Here is a 20923-nt window from a genome sequence, read left to right on the forward strand (position 1 = left end):
CATCCAGGTCTTTACTGTATAAAAAACCAGTTTATACTGTATGAAAACACAGTTATGGTTTTTCATACAGGAAAACAATTATGCTGGCACAACTGACCATCAGCAACTTTGCCATTGTTCGTGAGCTTGAGATCGATTTCCACAGCGGCATGACGGCGATCACCGGCGAAACCGGTGCGGGTAAATCCATTGCCATTGATGCCCTCGGCTTGTGCCTTGGCGGCCGCGCTGAGGGCGACATGGTGCGTATGGGCGCTAACCGTGCAGACCTGTGCGCCCGCTTCTCTCTGAAGGACACCCCTGCCGCCCAGCGCTGGCTGGAACAGAACCAGTTTGAAGATGGACGTGAGTGTTTACTTCGGCGCGTCATCAGCAGCGACGGCCGCTCACGCGGCTTTATCAACGGCACGGCGGTTCCGCTCTCCCAGCTTCGTGAACTCGGCCAGCTGCTTATCCAGATCCACGGCCAGCACGCCCATCAGCAGCTCGTCAAACCCGAACAGCAGAAAGCGCTGCTGGATGGCTATGCGGGTGAGTACGCGCTTACTCAGCTTATGGCAGAACACTATCGCCAGTGGCATCAGAGCTGCCGCGAGCTCGCCCAGCACCAGCAGCAAAGCCAGGAGCGCGCCGCCCGTGCGGAGCTGCTGGCGTACCAGCTTAAAGAGCTGAACGAATTCAACCCGCAGCCGGGTGAATTTGAGCAAATCGACGAAGAGTACAAGCGCCTGGCTAACAGCGGGCAACTGCTCTCAACCAGTCAGAATGCGCTCAACCTGCTGGCGGATGGCGAAGACGTGAACCTGCAGAGTCAGCTGTACAACGTCCGCCAGCTGATTACCGAACTGGTCGGTATGGACAGCAAGCTTTCTGGCGTCCTGGATATGCTGGAAGAAGCGGCGATTCAGATCTCCGAAGCCGGTGACGAACTGCGCCACTACTGTGAACGCCTGGATCTCGATCCGAACCGTCTGTTTGAGCTGGAACAGCGTATTTCCCGTCAGATTTCACTGGCGCGCAAGCACCACGTCACGCCAGAAGAGCTGCCGGGCTACTATCAGTCTCTGCTGGAAGAACAGCAGCAGCTTGACGATCAGGCTGACTCGCAGGAAACCCTCTCTCTGGCGGTGAACCTGCACCATGAACAGGCGCTGGAGACGGCACAAAAGCTGCATGAAATCCGTCAGTATTACGCTCAGGAGCTCAGCCAGCATATTACCGACAGCATGCACACGCTGGCGATGCCGCACGGGGTCTTCACCATTGATGTTCGCTTTGAAGAGAACCACCTGACGGCGGAAGGTGCGGACCGCATCGAGTTCCGCGTTACCACCAACCCGGGGCAGCCGCTGCAGGCGATCTCCAAAGTGGCTTCCGGCGGTGAGCTGTCGCGTATCGCACTGGCGATTCAGGTGATTACCGCGCGTAAAATGGAAACCCCGGCGCTGATTTTCGATGAGGTGGATGTCGGTATCAGCGGCCCGACGGCAGCGGTGGTGGGTAAACTGCTGCGCCAGCTAGGTGAATCCACGCAGGTAATGTGTGTCACCCACCTTCCGCAGGTCGCGGGCTGTGGACATCATCACTTTATCGTCAGCAAAGAAACCGACGGCGAAATGACCGAAACGCACATGAAGCCGCTGGATAAACGCGCGCGTCTGCAAGAGCTGGCACGCCTGCTCGGCGGTAGCGAAGTCACCCGCAACACGCTCGCGAACGCGAAAGAACTGCTGGCGGCATAAACTTTTTCGGGATCTCAGGGTCATACAGAACAACAAAAACGCCGCCAGACCGGTTTCAAAGTGGGGCAAGGTCTATTATCATCGGCATATTACATATGAGCCGCGTTCTGCTCGGGCCCGAAAAGGAATCAAATCACTATGCGTTGTAAAATGCTGACCGCTGCCGCAGCGGTTCTTCTGATGTTGACCGCAGGCTGTTCCACTCTGGAGAAAGTGGTTTACCGTCCTGACATCAACCAGGGGAACTACCTTACCCCTAACGATGTGTCCAAAATCCGCGTGGGGATGACACAACAGCAGGTCGCTTATGCACTGGGAACCCCGATGATGTCCGATCCGTTCGGCACTAACACCTGGTTCTATGTATTCCGTCAGAAGCCGGGCCATGAAGATGCGACCCAGCAGACCCTGACGCTGACCTTCAGCAGCGCCGGTGTGTTGACCAACATCGACAACAAGCCAGCCCTGACCAAATAATCAGGCGTCAGAAATGCAAAAAGGTGCTCAATGAGCACCTTTTTTGTATCTGAGTTCTTACGAAGAATCGTAGCCCCGGTAAGCGCAGCGCCACCGGGGAAGAAAGCGCTACTTAGCCGATTTCTCCGCACGCTGGCGACGCAGCTCTTTCGGGTCGGCAATCAGCGGACGATAAATCTCAACCCGATCGCCCTCTTTCAGCACGTCACCCAGCTTCACCGGGCGGCTGTAAATACCGACCTTATTTTTCGCCAGATCGATATCGCTGCGAAGCTCAAGGATGCCGGAAGCGCGGATAGCCGCCTCAACTGTCGCCCCCTCTTCCAGCGTCACGCGCTGCAGATACTGCTTCTCCGGCAGCGCGTAAACCACCTCTACAGCAATCTTATGCGACACTGTAAACCTCTTTGGCGCGAGTGGTGAACGCCTGAACCATATTCGAAGCCAGCTCTTTAAAAATGCGGCCAAACGCCAGCTCAATCAGCTTGTTGGTAAACTCAAAATCCAGCTGGAACTCTATGCGGCAGGCGTCTGCGCTCAGCGGCGTAAACTTCCAGCCCCCGATCAGGCTTTTAAACGGACCATCCACCAGATGCATCAAAATACTCTGATTGCTGGTCAGCGTATTGCGGGTGGTGAACGTCTTGCTGATCCCCGCTTTGGAAACATCCACCGCCGCGGTCATCTGCGTCGGGCCGGACTCCAGAACGCGGCTCCCGGTACATCCCGGAATAAACTCTGGATAAGACTGAACATCGTTCACTAACTGATACATTTGTTCCGCGCTGTAAGGCACAAGCGCAGTACGGCTAATCTGAGGCATAGCATTTCCCATGGTCACACAACGGACAAATAATAACATTTATCACCTGTTAAAAAAACGCTAAGCCTCATCTCGTGCTAAGATAGCGCGTTAGACCTCACAGGACGCAATGAGGTGACTTTTTGAAATCAGATTACCGACGGCTTTACGACACTTATGACGAAGAAAAAAGCACATAAACCAGGCTCGGCGACCATTGCGCTCAACAAGCGTGCTCGCCACGAGTATTTCATTGAAGAAGAATTCGAAGCTGGCCTTGCGTTGCAGGGCTGGGAAGTAAAATCGCTGCGCGCCGGGAAAGCCAACATCGGCGATAGCTACGTGATCCTGAAAGATGGCGAAGCCTTCCTGTTCGGCGCGAACTTTACGCCGTTGACCGTCGCCTCGTCGCACTACGTGTGTGACCCAACGCGCACGCGTAAACTGCTGCTGAACAAGCGTGAGCTGGAATCCCTTTACGGGCGCATTAACCGTGAAGGTTTCACCGTGGTTGCCCTGTCGCTGTACTGGAAAAACGCCTGGTGCAAAGTGAAAGTTGGCGTCGCGAAAGGTAAAAAACAGCACGACAAACGTACTGACCTGAAAGAGCGCGAGTGGCAGCTTGATAAAGCGCGCATCATGAAAAACGCAGGACGTTGATTCTGCGCACTTATTGTACAATTCAATAAGTTAGCGTTCCGGGCTGGTATCCAGGAAGTGAAATCTGGTATACTCAGTTCAACACTATTGGGGCTGATTCTGGATTCGACGGGATTTGCGAAACCCAAGGTGCATGCCGAGGGGCGGTTTGCCTCGTTAAAAGCCGCAAAAAAATAGTCGCAAACGACGAAAACTACGCTTTAGCAGCTTAATAACCTGCTCTGAGCCCTCTCTCCCTAGCTTCCGCTCTTAAGACGGGGATTAAAGAGAGGTCAAACCCAAAAGAGATCGCGTGGAAGCCCTGCCTGGGGTTGAAGCGTTAAAACTAATCAGGCTAGTTCGTTAGTGGCGTGTCTGTCCGCAGCTGGCGTGCGAATGTAAAGACAAACTAAGCATGTAGTACCGAGGATGTAGAAATTTCGGACGCGGGTTCAACTCCCGCCAGCTCCACCAAAATTCTCCATCGGTGATTACCAGAGTCATCCGATGAAGTCCTAAGAGCCCGCACGGCGCAAGCCCTGCGGGCTTTTTTGTGCCTGTCGTTGTCTAGGGTAATCCGGCTAAATATGATGTTTATTGGAATACGTTTAGGTATACCGCACGATGTATTCTTAAAGCGTTTACCACTTCATGAAGGTGCGGTCATAGTGGTACGCCCGTGACCAATACCATAGTTCTGCGCGCTTAACCGTTAGAGAAGGATCTAACGCTGCATGATGACGATGGGTTTTTCCTGATAGTGAAAACTGGCGTATTGTTCCCCTTTCGCCGCAGGCATTAGATATTTTGGAAGTGATGAAGCCAATAAGCGCTCATCGTGAACATATTTTCCCAAGCAGGAATGATCCAAAACAGTCCATGAATAGTCAAACTGCTAATGCCGCTTTAAAAAGGATTGGCTATGGCGGAAAATTGGTTGCTCATGGTCTACGTTCTATAGCAAGTACAGCACTCAATGGGCAGGGATTCAATGCAGATGTTATTGAAGCAGCATTGGCCCATTCTGATAAAATGAAGTCCGAAGAGCATATAACCGCTCCATATATTTAAATCAACGTTTTGATTTGATGGATTGGTGGGGCTATTCCTTCAAATAAAAAAAATTAAAATTATAAAGGAGGGTAGTAAAGCCTCCTTTACAAATAAATTCAATCAATTAAAGCTCTTCTTACAAAGTACGATTCCAGCTCAGAAAAATATGTTCCCTCGCTATAAAAAACCTTTACCTTTTCGATCAAATCTTCCAACTCCAATGATTCCTTAATATCGAAACTTAGTCTTTCTAGTAATGGAACCGGAATGCCCATCTCTTCGAGTACTGCAAAGCTCGGATTTAGATGATAGTTTTCTATTTGGGATGCTAAGAAACCATAATCTGCACTAAAGTCATATTTATTATCGTAATTTATTGTATTGATAATGTCCTGTGCAAGATTTAAAAATTTCGGTAAAGAGTACCCGTAAATATTTTTAATAAACTTCAACTCGGAATTTAGTGCTTTAGATATATCATCTCTATTTTCTTTTATCCATTTTATTTCACTCTTTAGATATTCCTGAAAAGTATTAGCATTTACATATGAGAAAAATTTAGCTGATATAACTTCTTCATCAATTTTAAAACCAGCATTTCTAACAGCCCCCTGCTCCATGTACAAAAAAAGAGAACTTAGCAACCACATTGCTTTTGAAGTCGGTAAATGTTTAAAGCTCAGTTCTTTTAATACATCGTATTGACACTCATCCAAAGATTCATATAAATACTGGATTTTATCAAAACTATATTCGGGATGAGCTTTTAGTAAATCAATAGGAGCCTTGCAGCTATTATAATAATCATCAAGCCTTTTATATGATTCATCCTTTAAGTGCACTTCTTGAACCCCCGCCAATAAATTTATGGGCGTAGAGTTTTCTTGCATTCCCAGAGGAATCTCAACAATAGATGATGAGTAATCTGATAAAGGTGGAGCTTCTAGGCAAAATACATTTCCTACGAAATGTTTGCCCATTCTACCTGCGCGCCCTTTAATATTACTATGTGTGAATCTGTCAATTGATCCAACACCATTTCTATTATCAAAAATAATTATATTTTCTGCAGATGTATTCACACCTTCTATAATTGTTGATGTACATATTAGTATTTTGATAAGTGCATTATTGAAAAGATCTACTGTAGTTTGCTGCAAAGCCCTCGGTAGATTGCCATGATGAATACCAATCCCATGCTCAATTGCTTGGGCGTAATCCCATTCAGGGGTAAAGCTATCCTTTACCCAAGATACATATTCACTGGAGAATGTACCCGTAACTTCTTCAGAAATTAATCTTTTAACGATTTCGGATGCCGAGTTAGGAGAGCGACAATATATGATAGTTTGTCCATCATATTTTTTTAATATCTCTATCGTTTTATCTCCTTTAGCATTGACATCATTAGCTGCTAAATTGAACTCATATATATTTACAGCTACTGTGTTGAAATTCGTATTTACATAATAAAAATCAGGGGCCACATCTGATAGCCATCTAATATCTTCGATGAATGGGCCGATCAAATAAAACTGCTTGGATATTGAAAGTAACTTACTTAAGGCAATATTCAATGATATAACTCTTTCATCCTCTAAGTCTTTTTTAAATGACAACTTATAAAATTCATCCATAACGAATAAATCAACAACTTCAATGTCATTTCTTTCATTAAATCGTTCTTGCGTTAATACAAATATGTTTTTGTTTTTTTTTACCGTTTGTATACTGTGATGGATAATATCATAATCAGATCTAAATTTTGTAGTAAGTCTTTTCCTTGTTTCATCAATTAGTGCAATTGTTGGGACAATTATCACTATAACATCATATTTACCGCTTTCGATTAAGGTATCAACTACAGCACTTTTCCCCATGCTAGTCGGAGCGCTAAGTACAACATTTGTCCCTTCAATTAATATATTATATATTTTCAATTGCATCGAATGAAGTGTGAAATCACTATCCTTTACTGGCGTAAACAAATCGATGGCCATTCTTTCTTCATAGTTGAGATCATGAAACTCACTTCGAAGATATGGTAAGAGCCCAGACTTCCTGACAAGCCTCTTTAATATATCCCTATACTTACCAAACATATCCATATCATTCAAGGCTCGAATCACCATTTCCCTACCATCGACTTCGGTGAGTTTGTTATCCATTTTTTCATTAGCTATCTTAAGAAATTCAAAAGGATTGAAATCTGATTCGAAAAACAAACGTTCACTTTGATCATTCATTGGTTAATTCTCTTTTCAAACTCTTTAACTAAAGTTTCAACACATGGGATTGGATATAAGTAAAAATGTAGATTTATCTTTTTGTATATTTTTTCAGTTACTATCTCAGACACTAACATTTCAAAATGCTTTCTTACTTCAGCTAGTAAATAAGGTAAGTATGCTTCATCTTCACTTTCATCATACTCTAAGGGCTGGCTGTTAGTTTTATAACCGATAAAAATAACAAAATGAATCATATTAAACAAATTATCTATAGAGGATGTTCCTTTTAAGTATGGATCAACATCATGCTTGAACAGAAAATTATCTCTTTTAACATCCAATATAACTTTTTTATGATTCTGAAAATTATTTAGGAAATTATCTATAAAATCACATTTTAATTTTGATATCGTTGTTGAAAAATTATCGCCATCTAATATTTCACTAAAACCAACCCATAGTTCATCGGGGTCATCATTATTAATTACAATGTGCACGTTATCATATATAGTAACACGGTCCTTATTGCTATCTACGTATAAATTTGCTGAATAGATTGGTTGACTTAAATTATTTTTCCTAATGATAGAGTGAAGCGTAACTCTTGGAAGCAAACTTGGCACTTCCTTTTCCTTTAAGGCCATTCTTGTTTTTAATAGATCAATTTTCTCTTGGAAGTTTGTGCCATTGATATTACTAAGCTCCTCAGGTGAAAGTAATACTTCTGGCAACCAATTATAAACCCCTTCAACAATATATCCAAACCGATATCGAAATAATTCGTAATCTTGATAAAACAACTTCCCAATGAGATTCTTGTAATTATCATCTTCAAAACATGGATTATATTCTTGAAGTATATAATCAACTTTATCTAGTTTTTGAGGGTATACTTTTAGGGAATATGTATCATCTTTTGATGCATACTCGACCTCATCCCAAAACCATAATATGAAGTCCTTTCTTAAGTAGGATTTATCTTCACTAACATTTATCTTTCTTGATAGAGCACTTTTATCTGTCAACACATATACTATTGACTGTAAAATTGCCCTCTCATGCCTATCCTTTAGAAAAATATCCTTCTCTTGTGCCGCGACTCGAATATTCCTGAGAATCATCAACTCAAGCTCATTTTTGGACGGAATCACTTCCCACCAAGTATTATCTATCCAATAAGCAATGTCATTTCCTAGCAGGCTTTTACTTTTAACCTTAGGTGACAATGATTTCAACAACCCAACGCGACCATCTTTATTATCTCTTTTGTTTAAAGGGATTCTTAAGTATTGAAGATATGAATTCACTTCCCTTGGTGAGAGTATTTTAAATTTCGCCATATAGCTAGGATTGTTGTCGCAGGATAGTGATTTATGAATTATTGAGTCATTTTTAGCATCGTTCTTCGTTTTACATAACTCGGTAACAGTCCATTTCGAGTTACTATCAGTTGTTTTAACCTGAATATATTCTATATGCTCTTCGTAAACCAAATCAATGTCATCGGTGACTTCACACCTAACATATTTAAGTGTTTTATCAATTAACATTTGTGTTAAATAGAATGCTGCTGAGAGGTCTTGATAGAAAAATCCTTTCTTAGCCCCAACTCCACCACTATCACTTTGATCCATAGTATCCAATGAACTCATAACCATTCCTTATAACACTGTATTTATATACAGGAAAATCAATCCAATTTAATATCCACTAAAACTCAACAGGACTTTTCTCATTATTAATACCTATCTACATCTTTTGCAATCTTTGTTTCTAGCTATTCCTCGCGCAGCCCCACCCGCCTGACAATAGCGTGAATTTCAGGTTTATCGGGGACAATATCTGGACACTGAAAGTATCAGATTAACCTCGCTTGCAACTTCCTTTTGTTTCCGAACCAAAAGGTGTTAATCGGGAGCCTAGTCTGAAAAAGTACATAACGATTTCTGCCACACCGGCGTCGAATAACGTAAGCTGAAGTTATTATTTAACAGAATGAAAAGGCTTTCTGTTGAGCGGGATAAATGCTCCTGAGAATTATGCAGACTGAGATGGCCAACCAGAATCGCCATCGGTAATAACTCTATTCATCTGATGAAACCTAAAAGCCTGCACGGTCCAACACCTGAGGGCTTTTCAGTACCATCACCCTACCGTCCCCCCTTTCCTTTTGACAAACATCAACGACACCTTCCCTTCCTCTATGCGGAATAATAAAACACCCCCCCAGCGCTACGGATTAGCCGCCCAAATCCGGAAGGAACCCTACCCTGTACAAACCCATAACCGTCATAATCTTCATTCTCCTGACGCTTGCCGCCCTCGCGGAAACAGGCATTTTATCCTTTGGATAATCCTCAGGCAAAATCTCCTTCATCAGGCCACATTGATCTCATTACAGTTTTTTCCTAAAGCCATCCCGCTTCGCCTGTGCCATGCTGAATCACGCTCATAACCGATAACGTTAAATGAGGATATTATGAAAAAAACAATTATCGCATTATCTGCCGTTCTGCTGGCTTCCCCAGTATTTGCTGCGACCACACATGCAACTGACGATACCGTCGCTGCGGCGAAAGCAAACGCCAACGAGGCGAAGCAAAAACTGCACGAAGAGCAGAACAAAGGTGAAGAGCTGAAGCTGAAACAGAAACACGCTGCGGAAGGTAAAAGCGAGAGCATGGGCAGCAAGGTAAGCGAAGACTCCCAGAAGGCCTGGCATAAAACCAAAGAAGGCACCGAGAAAGGGTGGGATGCCACTAAAGAAGGCGCTGAGAAAGGCTGGAACAAAACCAAACAAGGTGCCAGCGAGCTGGAAAAGAAAGTCACTGAGTAATAATTTGTACTCACGAAAGGGCCGCGCTTGCGGCCTTTTTTATTTCTTCGAATATAATTAGCACTTCAGGCGTTTACGCAGTGCGCGCTTATTGGAGAAACCACTATGTATCGCCTTTTCGCCTTTCTGACCGCCCTGCTGTTATGCCCGTCCCTGCACGCCGCCCCAAAAAGCTACCTTATCGACACCGATAACACCGCCATTCGGCTCTCCTGGCATGCCTTCGGCGGCATCCTCTCCTGGGCGACGTTCAGCGGCGTGACGGGAGCCGTCACGCTCAACCCGGAAAACGACGTCGACGACCATATCCACGTCACCATTCCCGTGGCGACGCTGGTGGCCTCAAACAAGCTGCTCACCTGGCAGCTGAAAAGCGACATGTTTTTTGAATCCGAGCGCTACCCGACCATCGAGTTTATCAGCTCTCGGGTGGTCGCCCTGGGCGCCGGACGGTTCAGAGTGTTCGGCACGCTGACCGTACGAAGCATAGCCCGACCGGTGATCCTGGAGGCCGTGGTGAAAGACCCACATGCGCAGGCCCCTACGCTTGATGCCACTACGGCTATCTCGCGCGCGTCCTACGGGATGGATAAGTTTGCGTTGGTCGTGGACGATCGTATTGCCATCGCCATTGCGATCCAGACGAGCAAGGTGCCGTCATCCTGAGATCTGCCGCTGAAGCTGTTCCGCGTTTGCCCGCAGGTGGGCCAGCGGATTGCGGCCAATCAGGACAAACTGGTAGCCCCCATCCTGCCACCACGCCAGGTTCATGCTATGCCGCTGCTCCTGGCGGAGCGAGGCCGTCGTCTTCTCATCTACGGGAGAGATACAGAGCGCCATCGGGCCGTAGTCGGCGTCGAGCCAGGCAATCTGCGCGATAGAGGTGGTTTCATAGCGCAGCATGCGCACCATTTTAAGCTCTGCCCCGTGTAGAATAAGCTGCGACATGTTGAGCTTCATGCCGATATCCTGCGCCGCCCGTGCCAGCCCGCGCTGCAGCACCGGCGCTGCGCTGTCCATATCCAGCAGCGTCTCAACGCTGTACAGGGACATATATTGTGCTTCAAGATCGCGAATATGGGCGTTCTCATCCGCCGGCGCGGAAGCGGGCCGCAGCAGGTAGCCCATCCCGGAGCCAACCAGCAGAAAGCTGACCGACGCGGCAATCAGCGCCCGCCTGCTGACGCCAACCGGCATGGAGGAGTGTGGATCGGGAAGTGCTGCCAGGCGCGTCTGCATCGACTCTAAAGGCGCATCATCCAGCAGGGAGGCAAACGCCCCGGCGTAATCCTGGCTGCTTTTCATCAGGTCGGCAGTTCGCCCGGAAAGGCGTTCGTCACGCTTCAACTGCGCTTCAAATCGCTGCGCGTCGGCGCGGCACATCTCGCCGTCTATCCATGCCACGATAGCGTCGTCATTATAGGGCGGTGCAAAACGGTGCGCGTTCAAGAACGTTTCTCCTTTACCGGAGGCAGTGCGTCAGCGGACCTGGCGAGCCGGGCCCGAGCCGTGGCCAGCCGGCTCATCACGGTACCGATCGGCACTGCCAGCGTGTCCGCCGCCTCCTGGTAGGTAAAGCCTTCGACATAAACCAAAAATACCGCGTTGCGCTGGGCTTCGGGCAGGGCGTTAACGCGCTGCATCACCTTGAGATAATGCAGGCGCGTCTCATCCTGTTCCCGGGTATCCGTCGCGAGAAGTTCGTCGCTGGTAACAAATCCCTGCCCCTGACGCACGTATCGCGCCCGAAGTTCAGAGATCCAGATGGAGTGCAGGATCGCGAACAGCCACCTGTCGATGCGTGTGCCCGGCGTATACTGGCTGCTTCTTTCAAGCGCACGCACGCAGGTGGACTGAACCAGCTCTTCGGCGATATCCCTGTTTCGCGACAGCACCAGACCATAGCGCCAGAGACGCGACAGGTGTGCGGCTAGCTGTTGACGAACCTCACTGGCTGCGATGGGTTTTCCCTCCACGAGATAATCAGGATTCCGGGTGCCCGTTGATGGCGGCCTGCAGGTCGCGATACTCCTCGCAGGACTGGCCACAAATACCGGCTATCACCTTCAGCTGTTCTTTCGCGAGGTCAGGACGTCCTTTTACCATCCACGCTTCACCGAGATACTCCCGGGCTTTGGCATAATCCGGCGCGATTGCCAGGGCGCGCTGGTAGTAACCAATGCCTTCATCCGTACGGCCAAGCTTGCGCGTGGCGAACCCGCGATAGTTCCACGCTTCAGCAGTATTGCCATTTTTCAGTGAGTCAAGCAGGTTCAGCGCCGCCTGGTACTCTCCTTTCTTCGCGAGATGGTACGCATAGTTGGTTTTGTCCTGGTCGCTGAGGCTGCTGCTCTTGTCCGGCACGCATTTCTGGGTGGCGCTGTCATACACCTGTCCGGAAGGACAGTCGGGCGTTTTGCTCTCGGTACTATTATTGCCCATCGCCAGCGCCAGGGGGGACAGCAGGGAAAAAATCAGCACCGGAATCAAACGAAACGAGGTCGTGTTCATATAAAGCTCCAGGGGATGAAGGGAGTGACGTCAGTAAACGCCCGACTGACGATTTTTATTCACTCCTCCCGTGAGTTTTTTTTGCTATCTCAAACATGCTGACGTCGTTGCACCAACAGAAATGAAATAGGGTATTTCATCGTTGATTAAACGATATTATTTCCGCGTGATAGCAGAGTTTTAACTCCGCACAAAAATATATTTCATTCTTTAAGTCACATAATATATCTTATATCAAAAACGTTACCCTAACTTAAATGCATATTAAGCACACTTAAACAACAACGCTTTTTATTATATTTAAAACCCTTCCTACCAATTATCATACTGTGTAAAACCCATTCAAAAAAAGCATTGCCATACAAAATACATATCATTTAAAAACAATGCATTACGCGAAGTAAATTATTAACAAACCCAATATATCAATACCTCCAACATGGTTCACCTCTATATTTACGAAAGCTTAAGTTGCACAACGCGTGTTTTCTGTCTATATCATTTTTATATTCTCAAAAACAATTCCTCTATTAATTACAGGGTTATATAAGACACTAAACACCCATAAAATCGGTTTTTTTATAAGTCATTAGATTCGCTCTGATGTTGCCACTCTGAATACTGGCGGGCATCGTGCGCGCTAAAAACGACGGTCAGCGCTGCGTATAACAGCGGCTGCGCCGGGGGCGCCCTTTACCTTCTATAGAGATGGCTCATCTTACTCGCCGTTCATGACACACCTGCTGGAGTAATAACTAAATGAGCCAAATCTCTGTTATTTCAAAACTTACTGGCGTGGAAACAACCACGGAAGGCACACAGGTTACGCTGAGCCATTCCTCGATCGTGGAGCTTCATGTCGAGCGAGCGAGCATCTCCCACTTCGCGCGAAACGGTAGCGATCTGCTGGTGACGTTAAACTCCGGAGAGGTGATCACCCTTAAAAACTTCTACGTTGCGGACGCGCAGGGGGTAAGCCAGCTGGTTCTGCAGGATGGCACCGGCGCGCTGTGGTGGATTGAAGATCCGGCCGGGGCCGCCACGTACGAATCTATCGCCTCTACGGACGTGCTGCTTGCGGCGTCGGGAAGCGACGCCGGTGGCGCCGCCATCTGGCCATGGGCGCTGGGCGGCATTGTCGCTGCGGGCGGCATCGCGGCGATAGCAAGCGGTAGCGGCGGTGGTGGCGTTGGCGGAGATGGCGGAAATAACAGCGGCACCAACCCCACCACTCCCGTCGATCCTGGCAACCCTGCCGATCCAGATACCACACCGCCGAACGCGCCTTCCGGCCTTAAGTTCTCTGCGGATGGCAAAACCGTCACCGGTAGCGCCGAACCCGGCAGTACCGTCACGCTAAAAGACGCAAACGGCAACGTTATTGGCACAGGAAAAACGGGCAGCGACGGCAACTTTAGCGTCACCCTCGGCACACCGCTGATCAACGGCGAGCAGGTCACCGCCACCGCAACGGACAGCGCCGGGAATACCAGCCTGGGTACAACAATCACCGCTCCGGATCTCACCGCACCCGATGCGCCAACGATTGGCAGCGTGATCGACGATATCGCCCCTCAAACGGGAACGGTCGCCAACGGCGGCAGCACTAACGATCGGCAACCACAGCTCACCGGCACTGCCGAACCGGGCTCCACCGTGACGATTTATGACGGCGGAGTCGCCATCGGCACGGCGGTCGTCGCCAGCAACGGTACATGGACATTCACTCCGTCAGTCGACCTGAGCGAAAGCACCCACCAGATTACCGTCCGGGCAACCGACGCCGCGGGCAACACCGGGCCAGCCTCACCGGTATTCACCTTCACCGTCGACGTTACCCCTCCGGCAGCACCAACCGCGATTGTGCTGACCGATGATACGGGCATCATCAAAGGGACCATTACCTCAGGCGTGCCCACCGATGCGTCAAAACCGATCCTGACGGGAACGGGCGAGCCCGGTGGAACCATCACCATTTACGATAACGGCGTGGTCGTCGGCACCACGACGGTGCAGCCCAACGGCACCTGGAGCGTGACGCCAAACGCCCCGCTCCCGGACGGAACGCACTCCATCACCGTCACGGAAACCGATGCCGCCGGAAACCAAAGCGCGGCATCCGCGCCTATAACCTTCACCGTAGACACCACCCCGCCGCCAGCCCCTGGAAACCTTGTGGTATCAAATGATGGCGGCACCATCAGCGGCATCGCGGAGGCAGGCAGCACGGTGACCGTCCGTGAAGGCGACGTGACCCTTGGCACAGCGGTTGCCGATAGCCAGGGCAACTTCAGCCTGACGCTGACCCCGCCGAAGCTCAACGGCGAAATCCTGACCGCAGACGCCACCGACGCGGCAGGCAACACGAGTCTTACCACCTCCGCGGCGGCACCGGATATTGTCCCGCCGCAGACGCCAGTCATCGTTTCAGTCATTGATGACGTGGAGGCCACCACCGGCCCCGTGGGCCCGAACGGTCTCACCAACGACAGGGCTCCGACCGTGAACGGAACGGGCGAGGCGGGCTCGACCATCACGATTTCTAACGGCAGCGTTATCCTCGGCACGGTGGTGGTTCCCTCCTCCGGCCTGTGGAGCTTTACGCCGTCCTCCCCGCTGGCCGACGGCACGTACGTGCTCACGGCAAAGGCGACGGATGCCGCCGGTAACCAGAGCGGAATCTCAGCCGAGTGGATAATTAACGTCGACGGGACGGCACCTGACGCCCCGGTGATTTCCCTGGTCGTGGACGATGTATCCGGGGGAATTGTTGGCCCTCTCGGCCAAAATGCTACGACCAATGACGCCACCCCAACGCTCAGCGGCACCGCCGAAGCCAATGCCACGATCACCCTGCGCGTGGACGGTGTGGCTATCGGTACGACCGTGGCCAATGGCCTCGGTGAATGGATCTTTACGCCTTCCTCGCCGATTGGTGAGGGACCTCACGCGCTGACCGCCGTCGCGACCGACGCGGCGGGTAACAGCAGCGGCGTCTCCAACACCTGGACTCTGACGATCGACAGCGTTGCGCCTGCCGCTCCGGTGATTACCCATGCGATAGATGATGTGCCCGAAGTCACTGGTGCGCTCAATTCCAACGACAGCACCAACGACACCACGCCGACGCTCAACGGCACCGCGGAACCGGGCTCGACGGTCACCGTCCGCCTGGATGGCGCCGATCTTGCCACGGTCCAGGTCGACAGCAGCGGCGCGTGGGCCTATACCCCTACCGTGCCGCTTGGGGAGGGGCCTCACACCTTTACCGTCGTCGCCACCGATGCGGCGGGCAACACCAGCCAGCCGTCAAGCGCCTTCAATGTTATCGTCGATACTACACCGCCTGGGGCGGTGACCATCACGGCCGCGGTTGATGACGTCGGCAGCGTGCAGGGAACCCTCAACAGCGGCGATACCACGGATGATACCAAACCGCTGCTGCAGGGCTCCGCGCCGGCGGATGCGGTCATCACCGTCTATGACGGCACCACGCTGCTCGGCACCGCCACCCTCGATGGCAGCGGAGGCTGGAGCTTTACGCCGGTCACCCCGCTCACCGACGGCCCGCACTCGCTGACGGTTCACGCCACGGATGCCGCAGGCAATACCACCGTCTCCAGCCCGTTTGTCCTGACGGTGGATACCGTCGCGCCTGCCACGCCGGGTATCCCGGCCATTACCGTCAATCCTGACGGAACAGTAACGCCGCTGAACCCGGGCGAAATCACCCGCGACACCACGCCGACTCTGAGCGGGACCGGCACGGTGGGCGATACCGTGACAATCTACAACGGCGGCGTCAAAATAGGTGACGCCGTCGTAGACGGCAGCGGCAACTGGTCCTGGACGCCGCCATCCCCACTGCCCGGCGGCACCTATAACATCACCCTGACCGTCACCAATACGGACGGCGCGGGCAACGAAAGCGCTCCGTCGCAGCCGGTCACCATCACCATTGATACCGACCCGCCGGCTACGCCTGCGGCACCGATCGTCACCGACAGCGTCACCCAGATCACAGGTCCCGTTCCCGATGGCGGCACCACCAACGATCCGCGCCCGGTGCTGAGCGGCACCGGCACGCCGAACGACGTTATCAACATCACTGACACCGTCAATGGCACGTCGACCATCGTGGGCACCGTCACGGTCGACAGCAACGGTAACTGGAGCTGGCGTCCGGGAAGCAATATTACGGAGGGCAGCCACGCCTATACCGCCACCGCCACCGACGAGGCGGGCAACGTCTCTGCTGCTTCGCCAGCGATTACCATCACCGTGGATACCATCGCGCCGGATACGCCGGTGATTAGCGCCGTAGGCGGTGCGCCCAATGGTGGCTTGACCACAGATTCAACGCCAACGATTGGCGGTACCGGCGTCAACGGCGAGACGGTGATCGTCTACAACAACGGCGTCGAACTGGGCCGTGTCGCGGTAGCTAACGGAGAGTGGAACCTGACGCTTCCAACGCAAACGGACGGCCCGCTAAACATCACCGTGGCGGGCGTCGACGCGGCGGGTAACCTCAGCGCGCCGAGCCCAGTCTTTACCGTCACCCTGGATACCGTTGCGCCTGCGATCCCGCAGATTGATGCCGTCTCAGACAGCCAGCTCACCAACGCTGTCCTCTACACGCGCGATGGTGTTCCTACGCTCACCGGGACCGGTGAAGCGGGATCCACGGTTATCGTCTCCGTGAACGGCACGCCTTCTGGAGTAGCGGTAACGGTCCTCGCGAACGGCACATGGAGCTGGACCGCCGACAGCACGCTGACGGATGGAACCTATACCTTCACCGTATCGGCCCGCGACCCGGCCGGTAACATCTCAGGCAGCTCTGCGCCGCTTAACGTCACCGTTGACACCGTCGACCCAGGCATTCCCGGCAACCTGAATCTGGCGCCCGAAGGCACGCCGCTGACCGGCACCGCAGAAGCGGGAAGCACCGTCACCGTGAAAAACGGTGCCACCGTCATTGGTACTGGCGTTGCCGCCAGCGACGGCAGCTTCTCCATCGCGGTCAGCCCAGCACCACAGGATGGCGCATCGCTGACCGTGAGCGCCACAGATGCTGCCGGGCGAACCGGCCCCGAAGCCACCTACACCGTTATCGGTACGCTGCCGAATCTTCCTGACGTTCCCGTTATTACGGCGATCGTCGACGATACTGCCCCGATCACCGGCGACGTGAAAGGCCAGACCACCAACGATACCACCCCAACGCTGACCGGCACGGCTCAGGCGGGGAGCCTGATTAGCATCTACCTGGACGGTGGCGTAACGCCCGTGTCGACGGTGACCGCCGACGGCAGCGGCAACTGGAGCTATACGCCAGCCGCGCTTGGCGAGGGTCTGCATACCTTTGAGGTCACTGCGACGCTCAATGGCCTGACCAGCGGGCGCTCTCCGGCCGCTGGCGTCACCGTCGACCTGACCGCACCGGGCACGCCGACCATCGGCGCGGTGATTGACGACGTGGGCCCCGGTACCGGTCCGTTGACCAGCGGTCAGTCCACCAACGATAACCAGCCGACGCTGACCGGCACCGGCGCGGTGGGCGACACCATCTCCGTCTACAACAACGGAACGCTGCTGGGCAGCGTGGTGGTCGGCAATACCGGCACCTGGAGCTTTACCACGCCGGTACTGACGGACGGCGCTAATGTTCTCACCATCCGCGAGACCGATCCGGCGGGGAATCAGAGCGCGCCTTCGGCGGGCTTCACCGTTGTGGTGGATACCCTTTCCACCACGCCGGTCATCACTAACGTGACGGACAACGTGGGGAATACCGCCACGACCATTGTCAGCGGCAGCCCAACGAACGACGCCACGCCAACCCTTTCAGGCACGGCGGAAGCCAACAGCGTGGTGACGATTTTCGACGGCGGCACCCAGATTGCCGTGGTGACGGCGGACGCCTCCGGCGCATGGACGTTTACCCCGGACACCGCGCTCGGCGAAGGTTCGCACAGCTTTACCGTTCGGGCGACCGACCCGCTGGGCAACGTCAGCGCGGTCTCGGCCCCGTGGAGCGTGGTGGTTGACCTGACGGCACCGACGGTGCCAACGCTGGATACGGTCAATGACAACGTCCCCGGCGGCGTCACGGGCAACCTCACCAGCGGTCAGGTCACCAACGACAATACCCCAACGATCGGCGGCACCGGACAGGCTGGCAGCACCATTCACATCCTGAATAACGGTACGGAGATCGGGACGACAACCGTAGACGGAAGCGGGAACTGGTCCTTCACCCCAACCACGCCGCTGGGCGACGGCAGCTACGCTCTCCGCGCGTACGCAACGGATGCCGCGGGCAACGCCTCGGCTAACTCGTCGGTCTTCTCCTTTACCGTGGATACCACAGGCCCGGTCGCGCCGGTCGTCACCAGCGTCATCGACGATATCGCCCCGGTCACCGGAACGCTCACCTCAGGCGCTGCCACCAACGACGCGCGCCCGACCTTCAACGGCACGGGCGAAGTGGGTGCCACGGTGCATGTCATTGTAGACGGCAACGAAATCGGCACTGCGGTCGTGAATGCCCTTGGCAGCTGGACCTTCACCCCGGGAAGCAATCTGAGCGACGGTCAGCACGCGATCGTCTTCAACGCCACCGACCCGGCAGGCAACGTCAGCAGCACAACCGCGCCGTTTAACCTGACGGTGGATACGATCGTGCCGTCTGCGCCGGTCATTGCAACCGCGGCAGACAACGTGGGCAGCATTCAAACCCCGCTCTCTTCCGGGCAGAGCACCGACGACACCACGCCGACGCTGAACGGCACCGCGGAGGCCAACGCCACGATCACCGTGTATGAGAACGGGTTGCCGGTCGGCACCGCGCAGGCGGACGGTACCGGCGCATGGAGCTTCACGCCGTCAACGCCGCTGTCCAGCGGCAGCCATACCTGGACCGCCACGGCCACCGATGCCGCAGGTAACGTCGGCCCGGCTTCGCCAGGCTTTACCCTGATTGTCGATACCACAGCACCGAACGCGCCGGTTATCAGCCAGGCAATAGACGACGTGGGAAGCATCACCGGTCCGCTCACGTCCGGGCAAACAACCGACGATGCCGTACCGCGCCTTGTCGGTACCAGCGAACCGTTTGCTATCGTGAAGATCTACGAGGGAACAACGCTTGTCGGCACGGGGACTGCGGACGCCAGCGGCAGCTGGAGCATCCTGCTCAGCACCACGCTGACGGCGGGCGCGCACAGCTTTACCGCGCAGGCGACGGACGCGGCAGGCAACACCAGCGCGTCGTCCACCAGCTTTAGTCTCACCGTCGATATCACGCCGCCTGCGCTGCCGGTGCTGACCAGCATTGTGGATGACGTGGGCAATGCGCCAACGCCGGTGGCCAACGGCGGGTTCACCAACGACGCCCAGCCGACAATCACCGGCACGGCGGAAGCCGGATCGACGGTGAAAATCTTTGATAACGGCGTACAGATCGGCAGCGTGACGGCGACCGGCGGGGCGTGGAGCTATACGCCATCTCCGGCGCTGAGCAACGGTCCGCACACGTTAACCTTTACCGCTACCGATGCGATAGGTAACGCCAGCGCCCCTACCGCCGGGTATGTGATTAACGTTGATACCGTTGCGCCGGGCGCGCCGGTCATTACGTCGGTAATCGACGATGTCGGCAGCGTCACCGGTCCGGTGACCGGTACGAATCCGACTAACGACACGCGTCCAACGCTGAACGGGACAGCAGAATGTAGCGCGGCGATTTTTTTTGCACCAAAACGCGATAAATTTTGCACTGCCAGAAGGTGCCAAAAAGACACATTCTGCACAGTGCAAAAATGAACGCAAAGAGTGTTTACTGATGCTCTTGCTGAGCCGGATAACGTTTGTAGAGAGTCGACAGGCCGACCCCATATTTGAGAGCTATATCACGATGTGAGCAGCCGGACTTAATTTCCCGTTCAAACGCATCCCAGTGCTCATCAGTAAACTTAGGCTTACGTCCGCCAATCCTCCCCTTAGCGCGGGCAACCGCTAACCCTGCCAGAGTGCGTTCACTATTGAGATCAGACTCATATTGTGCCGCAGAGAGAATATTACGGAAGTTATAGCGCCCACTAGCGGTGCTCAGGTCAACGCCATCCGTAATAGAACGGATATTAACATTGCGTTCTGCGAGGCTCTGAAAGGTCAATAATGCGTGCAGTACATTGCGACCGATACGATCCAACTTCCAGATGACCAGTTCGTCACCGGGTTCAAGCATCTCAACCACTTTCTTCAAGATTGGTCGATTTGTCTTACGGCCAGAAGCCTTTTCCTCAAAAATTAACTTACAGCCAGCAGCTCTGAGCGCCTGCATCTGAAGCTCGGTGTCCTGATGGTTACTTGATACTCGTGCATACCCAATAATCATAAAGCGATCTCCTGCTCATCCTTCTGTTCGTCAGTAGAACCAGGTTATCAGAGTTTCACTTTTGACGAAGAGCTTCGCCGACATTAAAAATCTCAATCCACAAAAGGTTCCTATATTGGCATCTCAGGCCAGACAGGCTTTGCGGGGTCAACCTTTGTCAGCGCATAGCGATATTTCTGCCACGCAGCGAGTTTTGGTTTATCTGCATCATCAATATAACCACCGTCA

14 protein-coding genes, 1 other RNA gene and 2 pseudogenes are annotated in these 20923 nt (G+C 52.5%); 8 read left to right on the forward strand and 9 right to left on the reverse strand.

Going from position 1 to position 20923, the window contains the following annotated elements; all coding sequences use genetic code 11:
* Positions 1 to 80 precede the first annotated feature (80 nt).
* Both recN and bamE read left to right on the forward strand, forming a co-directional pair.
* Positions 81 to 1742: a DNA repair protein RecN gene (recN, locus tag ACJBF3_RS23475; RefSeq protein ID WP_045331364.1), complete on the forward strand. Its 1662-nt coding sequence runs from the start codon at positions 81 to 83 to the stop codon at positions 1740 to 1742.
* A 138-nt stretch (positions 1743 to 1880) separates the two neighbouring features.
* Positions 1881 to 2219 (forward strand): outer membrane protein assembly factor BamE, encoded by a 339-nt coding sequence (gene bamE, locus ACJBF3_RS23480; RefSeq protein ID WP_008502502.1) that lies wholly within the window; start codon positions 1881 to 1883, stop codon positions 2217 to 2219.
* 108 nt (positions 2220 to 2327) lie between these two features.
* On the opposite strand, the gene ACJBF3_RS23485 is transcribed toward bamE, so the two are convergent.
* Positions 2328 to 2615: an RnfH family protein gene (locus ACJBF3_RS23485; RefSeq protein WP_023333124.1), complete on the reverse strand. Its 288-nt coding sequence runs from the start codon at positions 2613 to 2615 to the stop codon at positions 2328 to 2330.
* Complete coding sequence (locus ACJBF3_RS23490; RefSeq protein WP_195757742.1) at positions 2605 to 3042, reverse strand: type II toxin-antitoxin system RatA family toxin; 438 nt, start codon at positions 3040 to 3042, stop codon at positions 2605 to 2607. Before ACJBF3_RS23490 ends, ACJBF3_RS23485 begins: the two co-directional genes overlap by 11 nt.
* A gap of 156 nt (positions 3043 to 3198) precedes the next feature.
* Here ACJBF3_RS23490 and smpB point away from each other — a divergent pair, with 156 nt between their 5' ends.
* The 3 genes and pseudogenes from smpB to ACJBF3_RS23505 all read left to right on the forward strand — a co-directional run.
* Entirely contained in the window at positions 3199 to 3681 is a 483-nt protein-coding gene (smpB, locus tag ACJBF3_RS23495; protein ID WP_008502505.1) for an SsrA-binding protein SmpB, read from the forward strand.
* Positions 3682 to 3770: 89 nt separating this feature from the next.
* Positions 3771 to 4134, forward strand: a transfer-messenger RNA (tmRNA) gene (ssrA, locus tag ACJBF3_RS23500).
* 297 nt (positions 4135 to 4431) lie between these two features.
* Positions 4432 to 4778, forward strand: a pseudogene (locus ACJBF3_RS23505) (tyrosine-type recombinase/integrase); the annotation flags it as partial.
* 51 nt (positions 4779 to 4829) lie between these two features.
* Here the strand turns inward: ACJBF3_RS23505 and ACJBF3_RS23510 are convergent.
* Together ACJBF3_RS23510 and ACJBF3_RS23515 are read right to left on the reverse strand one after the other, a co-directional pair.
* Positions 4830 to 6959 carry a DEAD/DEAH box helicase gene (locus ACJBF3_RS23510; RefSeq protein WP_047723553.1) on the reverse strand — a complete coding sequence of 710 codons (2130 nt, stop codon included), beginning with the start codon at positions 6957 to 6959 and terminating at the stop codon, positions 4830 to 4832.
* Entirely contained in the window at positions 6956 to 8596 is a 1641-nt protein-coding gene (locus ACJBF3_RS23515; RefSeq protein ID WP_047723555.1) for a dsDNA nuclease domain-containing protein, read from the reverse strand. Before ACJBF3_RS23515 ends, ACJBF3_RS23510 begins: the two co-directional genes overlap by 4 nt.
* Positions 8597 to 9423: 827 nt before the next feature.
* On the opposite strand from ACJBF3_RS23515, the gene ACJBF3_RS23520 reads away from it, so the two are divergent.
* Positions 9424 to 9780: a hypothetical protein gene (locus ACJBF3_RS23520; RefSeq protein WP_045331127.1), complete on the forward strand. Its 357-nt coding sequence runs from the start codon at positions 9424 to 9426 to the stop codon at positions 9778 to 9780.
* A gap of 105 nt (positions 9781 to 9885) precedes the next feature.
* Positions 9886 to 10446, forward strand: a complete 561-nt coding sequence (locus tag ACJBF3_RS23525) for a YceI family protein (protein ID WP_045331124.1) — start codon at positions 9886 to 9888, stop codon at positions 10444 to 10446.
* On the opposite strand, the gene ACJBF3_RS23530 is transcribed toward ACJBF3_RS23525, so the two are convergent.
* From ACJBF3_RS23530 to ACJBF3_RS23540, 3 genes are read right to left on the reverse strand one after another with little or no spacing between them, the layout of a single operon-like run.
* Entirely contained in the window at positions 10438 to 11229 is a 792-nt protein-coding gene (locus ACJBF3_RS23530) for an anti-sigma factor (protein WP_045331122.1), read from the reverse strand. The genes ACJBF3_RS23525 and ACJBF3_RS23530 overlap by 9 nt on opposite strands.
* Positions 11226 to 11756, reverse strand: coding sequence for a sigma-70 family RNA polymerase sigma factor (locus ACJBF3_RS23535; RefSeq protein ID WP_045331120.1), 531 nt, complete (start codon positions 11754 to 11756; stop codon positions 11226 to 11228). Before ACJBF3_RS23535 ends, ACJBF3_RS23530 begins: the two co-directional genes overlap by 4 nt.
* Positions 11757 to 11763: 7 nt before the next feature.
* Entirely contained in the window at positions 11764 to 12291 is a 528-nt protein-coding gene (locus ACJBF3_RS23540) for a tetratricopeptide repeat protein (RefSeq protein ID WP_023294382.1), read from the reverse strand.
* A gap of 759 nt (positions 12292 to 13050) precedes the next feature.
* Between ACJBF3_RS23540 and ACJBF3_RS23545 the strand changes: the two are divergent.
* Positions 13051 to 20043, forward strand: a pseudogene (locus ACJBF3_RS23545) (Ig-like domain-containing protein); the annotation flags it as partial.
* Positions 20044 to 20134: 91 nt separating this feature from the next.
* Here the strand turns inward: ACJBF3_RS23545 and ACJBF3_RS23550 are convergent.
* Together ACJBF3_RS23550 and ACJBF3_RS23555 are read right to left on the reverse strand one after the other, a co-directional pair.
* Positions 20135 to 20695, reverse strand: a complete 561-nt coding sequence (locus ACJBF3_RS23550) for a recombinase family protein (RefSeq protein WP_016236592.1) — start codon at positions 20693 to 20695, stop codon at positions 20135 to 20137.
* A gap of 110 nt (positions 20696 to 20805) precedes the next feature.
* On the reverse strand, positions 20806 to 20910 hold the full coding sequence (locus ACJBF3_RS23555) for a tail fiber assembly protein (RefSeq protein ID WP_406545230.1): 105 nt from the start codon (positions 20908 to 20910) through the stop codon (positions 20806 to 20808).
* Positions 20911 to 20923: the final 13 nt, after the last annotated feature.

The sequence above is a fragment of the Enterobacter sp. PP-008-ECC_S150 genome (assembly GCF_045257065.1).
In the GTDB taxonomy this organism is placed as follows: domain Bacteria; phylum Pseudomonadota; class Gammaproteobacteria; order Enterobacterales; family Enterobacteriaceae; genus Enterobacter; species Enterobacter chengduensis.

Excerpts from the sequence above, each read along its gene's own strand:
- recN (WP_045331364.1), top strand. The coding sequence starts at position 81 with ATGCTGGCACAACTGACCATCAGCAACTTTGCCATTGTTCGTGAGCTT.
- bamE (WP_008502502.1), top strand. The coding sequence starts at position 1,881 with ATGCGTTGTAAAATGCTGACCGCTGCCGCAGCGGTTCTTCTGATGTTG.
- ACJBF3_RS23490 (WP_195757742.1), bottom strand. The coding sequence starts at position 3,042 with ATGCCTCAGATTAGCCGTACTGCGCTTGTGCCTTACAGCGCGGAACAA.
- smpB (WP_008502505.1), top strand. The coding sequence starts at position 3,199 with ATGACGAAGAAAAAAGCACATAAACCAGGCTCGGCGACCATTGCGCTC.
- ACJBF3_RS23510 (WP_047723553.1), bottom strand. The coding sequence starts at position 6,959 with ATGAATGATCAAAGTGAACGTTTGTTTTTCGAATCAGATTTCAATCCT.
- ACJBF3_RS23515 (WP_047723555.1), bottom strand. The coding sequence starts at position 8,596 with ATGAGTTCATTGGATACTATGGATCAAAGTGATAGTGGTGGAGTTGGG.
- ACJBF3_RS23520 (WP_045331127.1), top strand. The coding sequence starts at position 9,424 with ATGAAAAAAACAATTATCGCATTATCTGCCGTTCTGCTGGCTTCCCCA.
- ACJBF3_RS23525 (WP_045331124.1), top strand. The coding sequence starts at position 9,886 with ATGTATCGCCTTTTCGCCTTTCTGACCGCCCTGCTGTTATGCCCGTCC.
- ACJBF3_RS23540 (WP_023294382.1), bottom strand. The coding sequence starts at position 12,291 with ATGAACACGACCTCGTTTCGTTTGATTCCGGTGCTGATTTTTTCCCTG.
- ACJBF3_RS23550 (WP_016236592.1), bottom strand. The coding sequence starts at position 20,695 with ATGATTATTGGGTATGCACGAGTATCAAGTAACCATCAGGACACCGAG.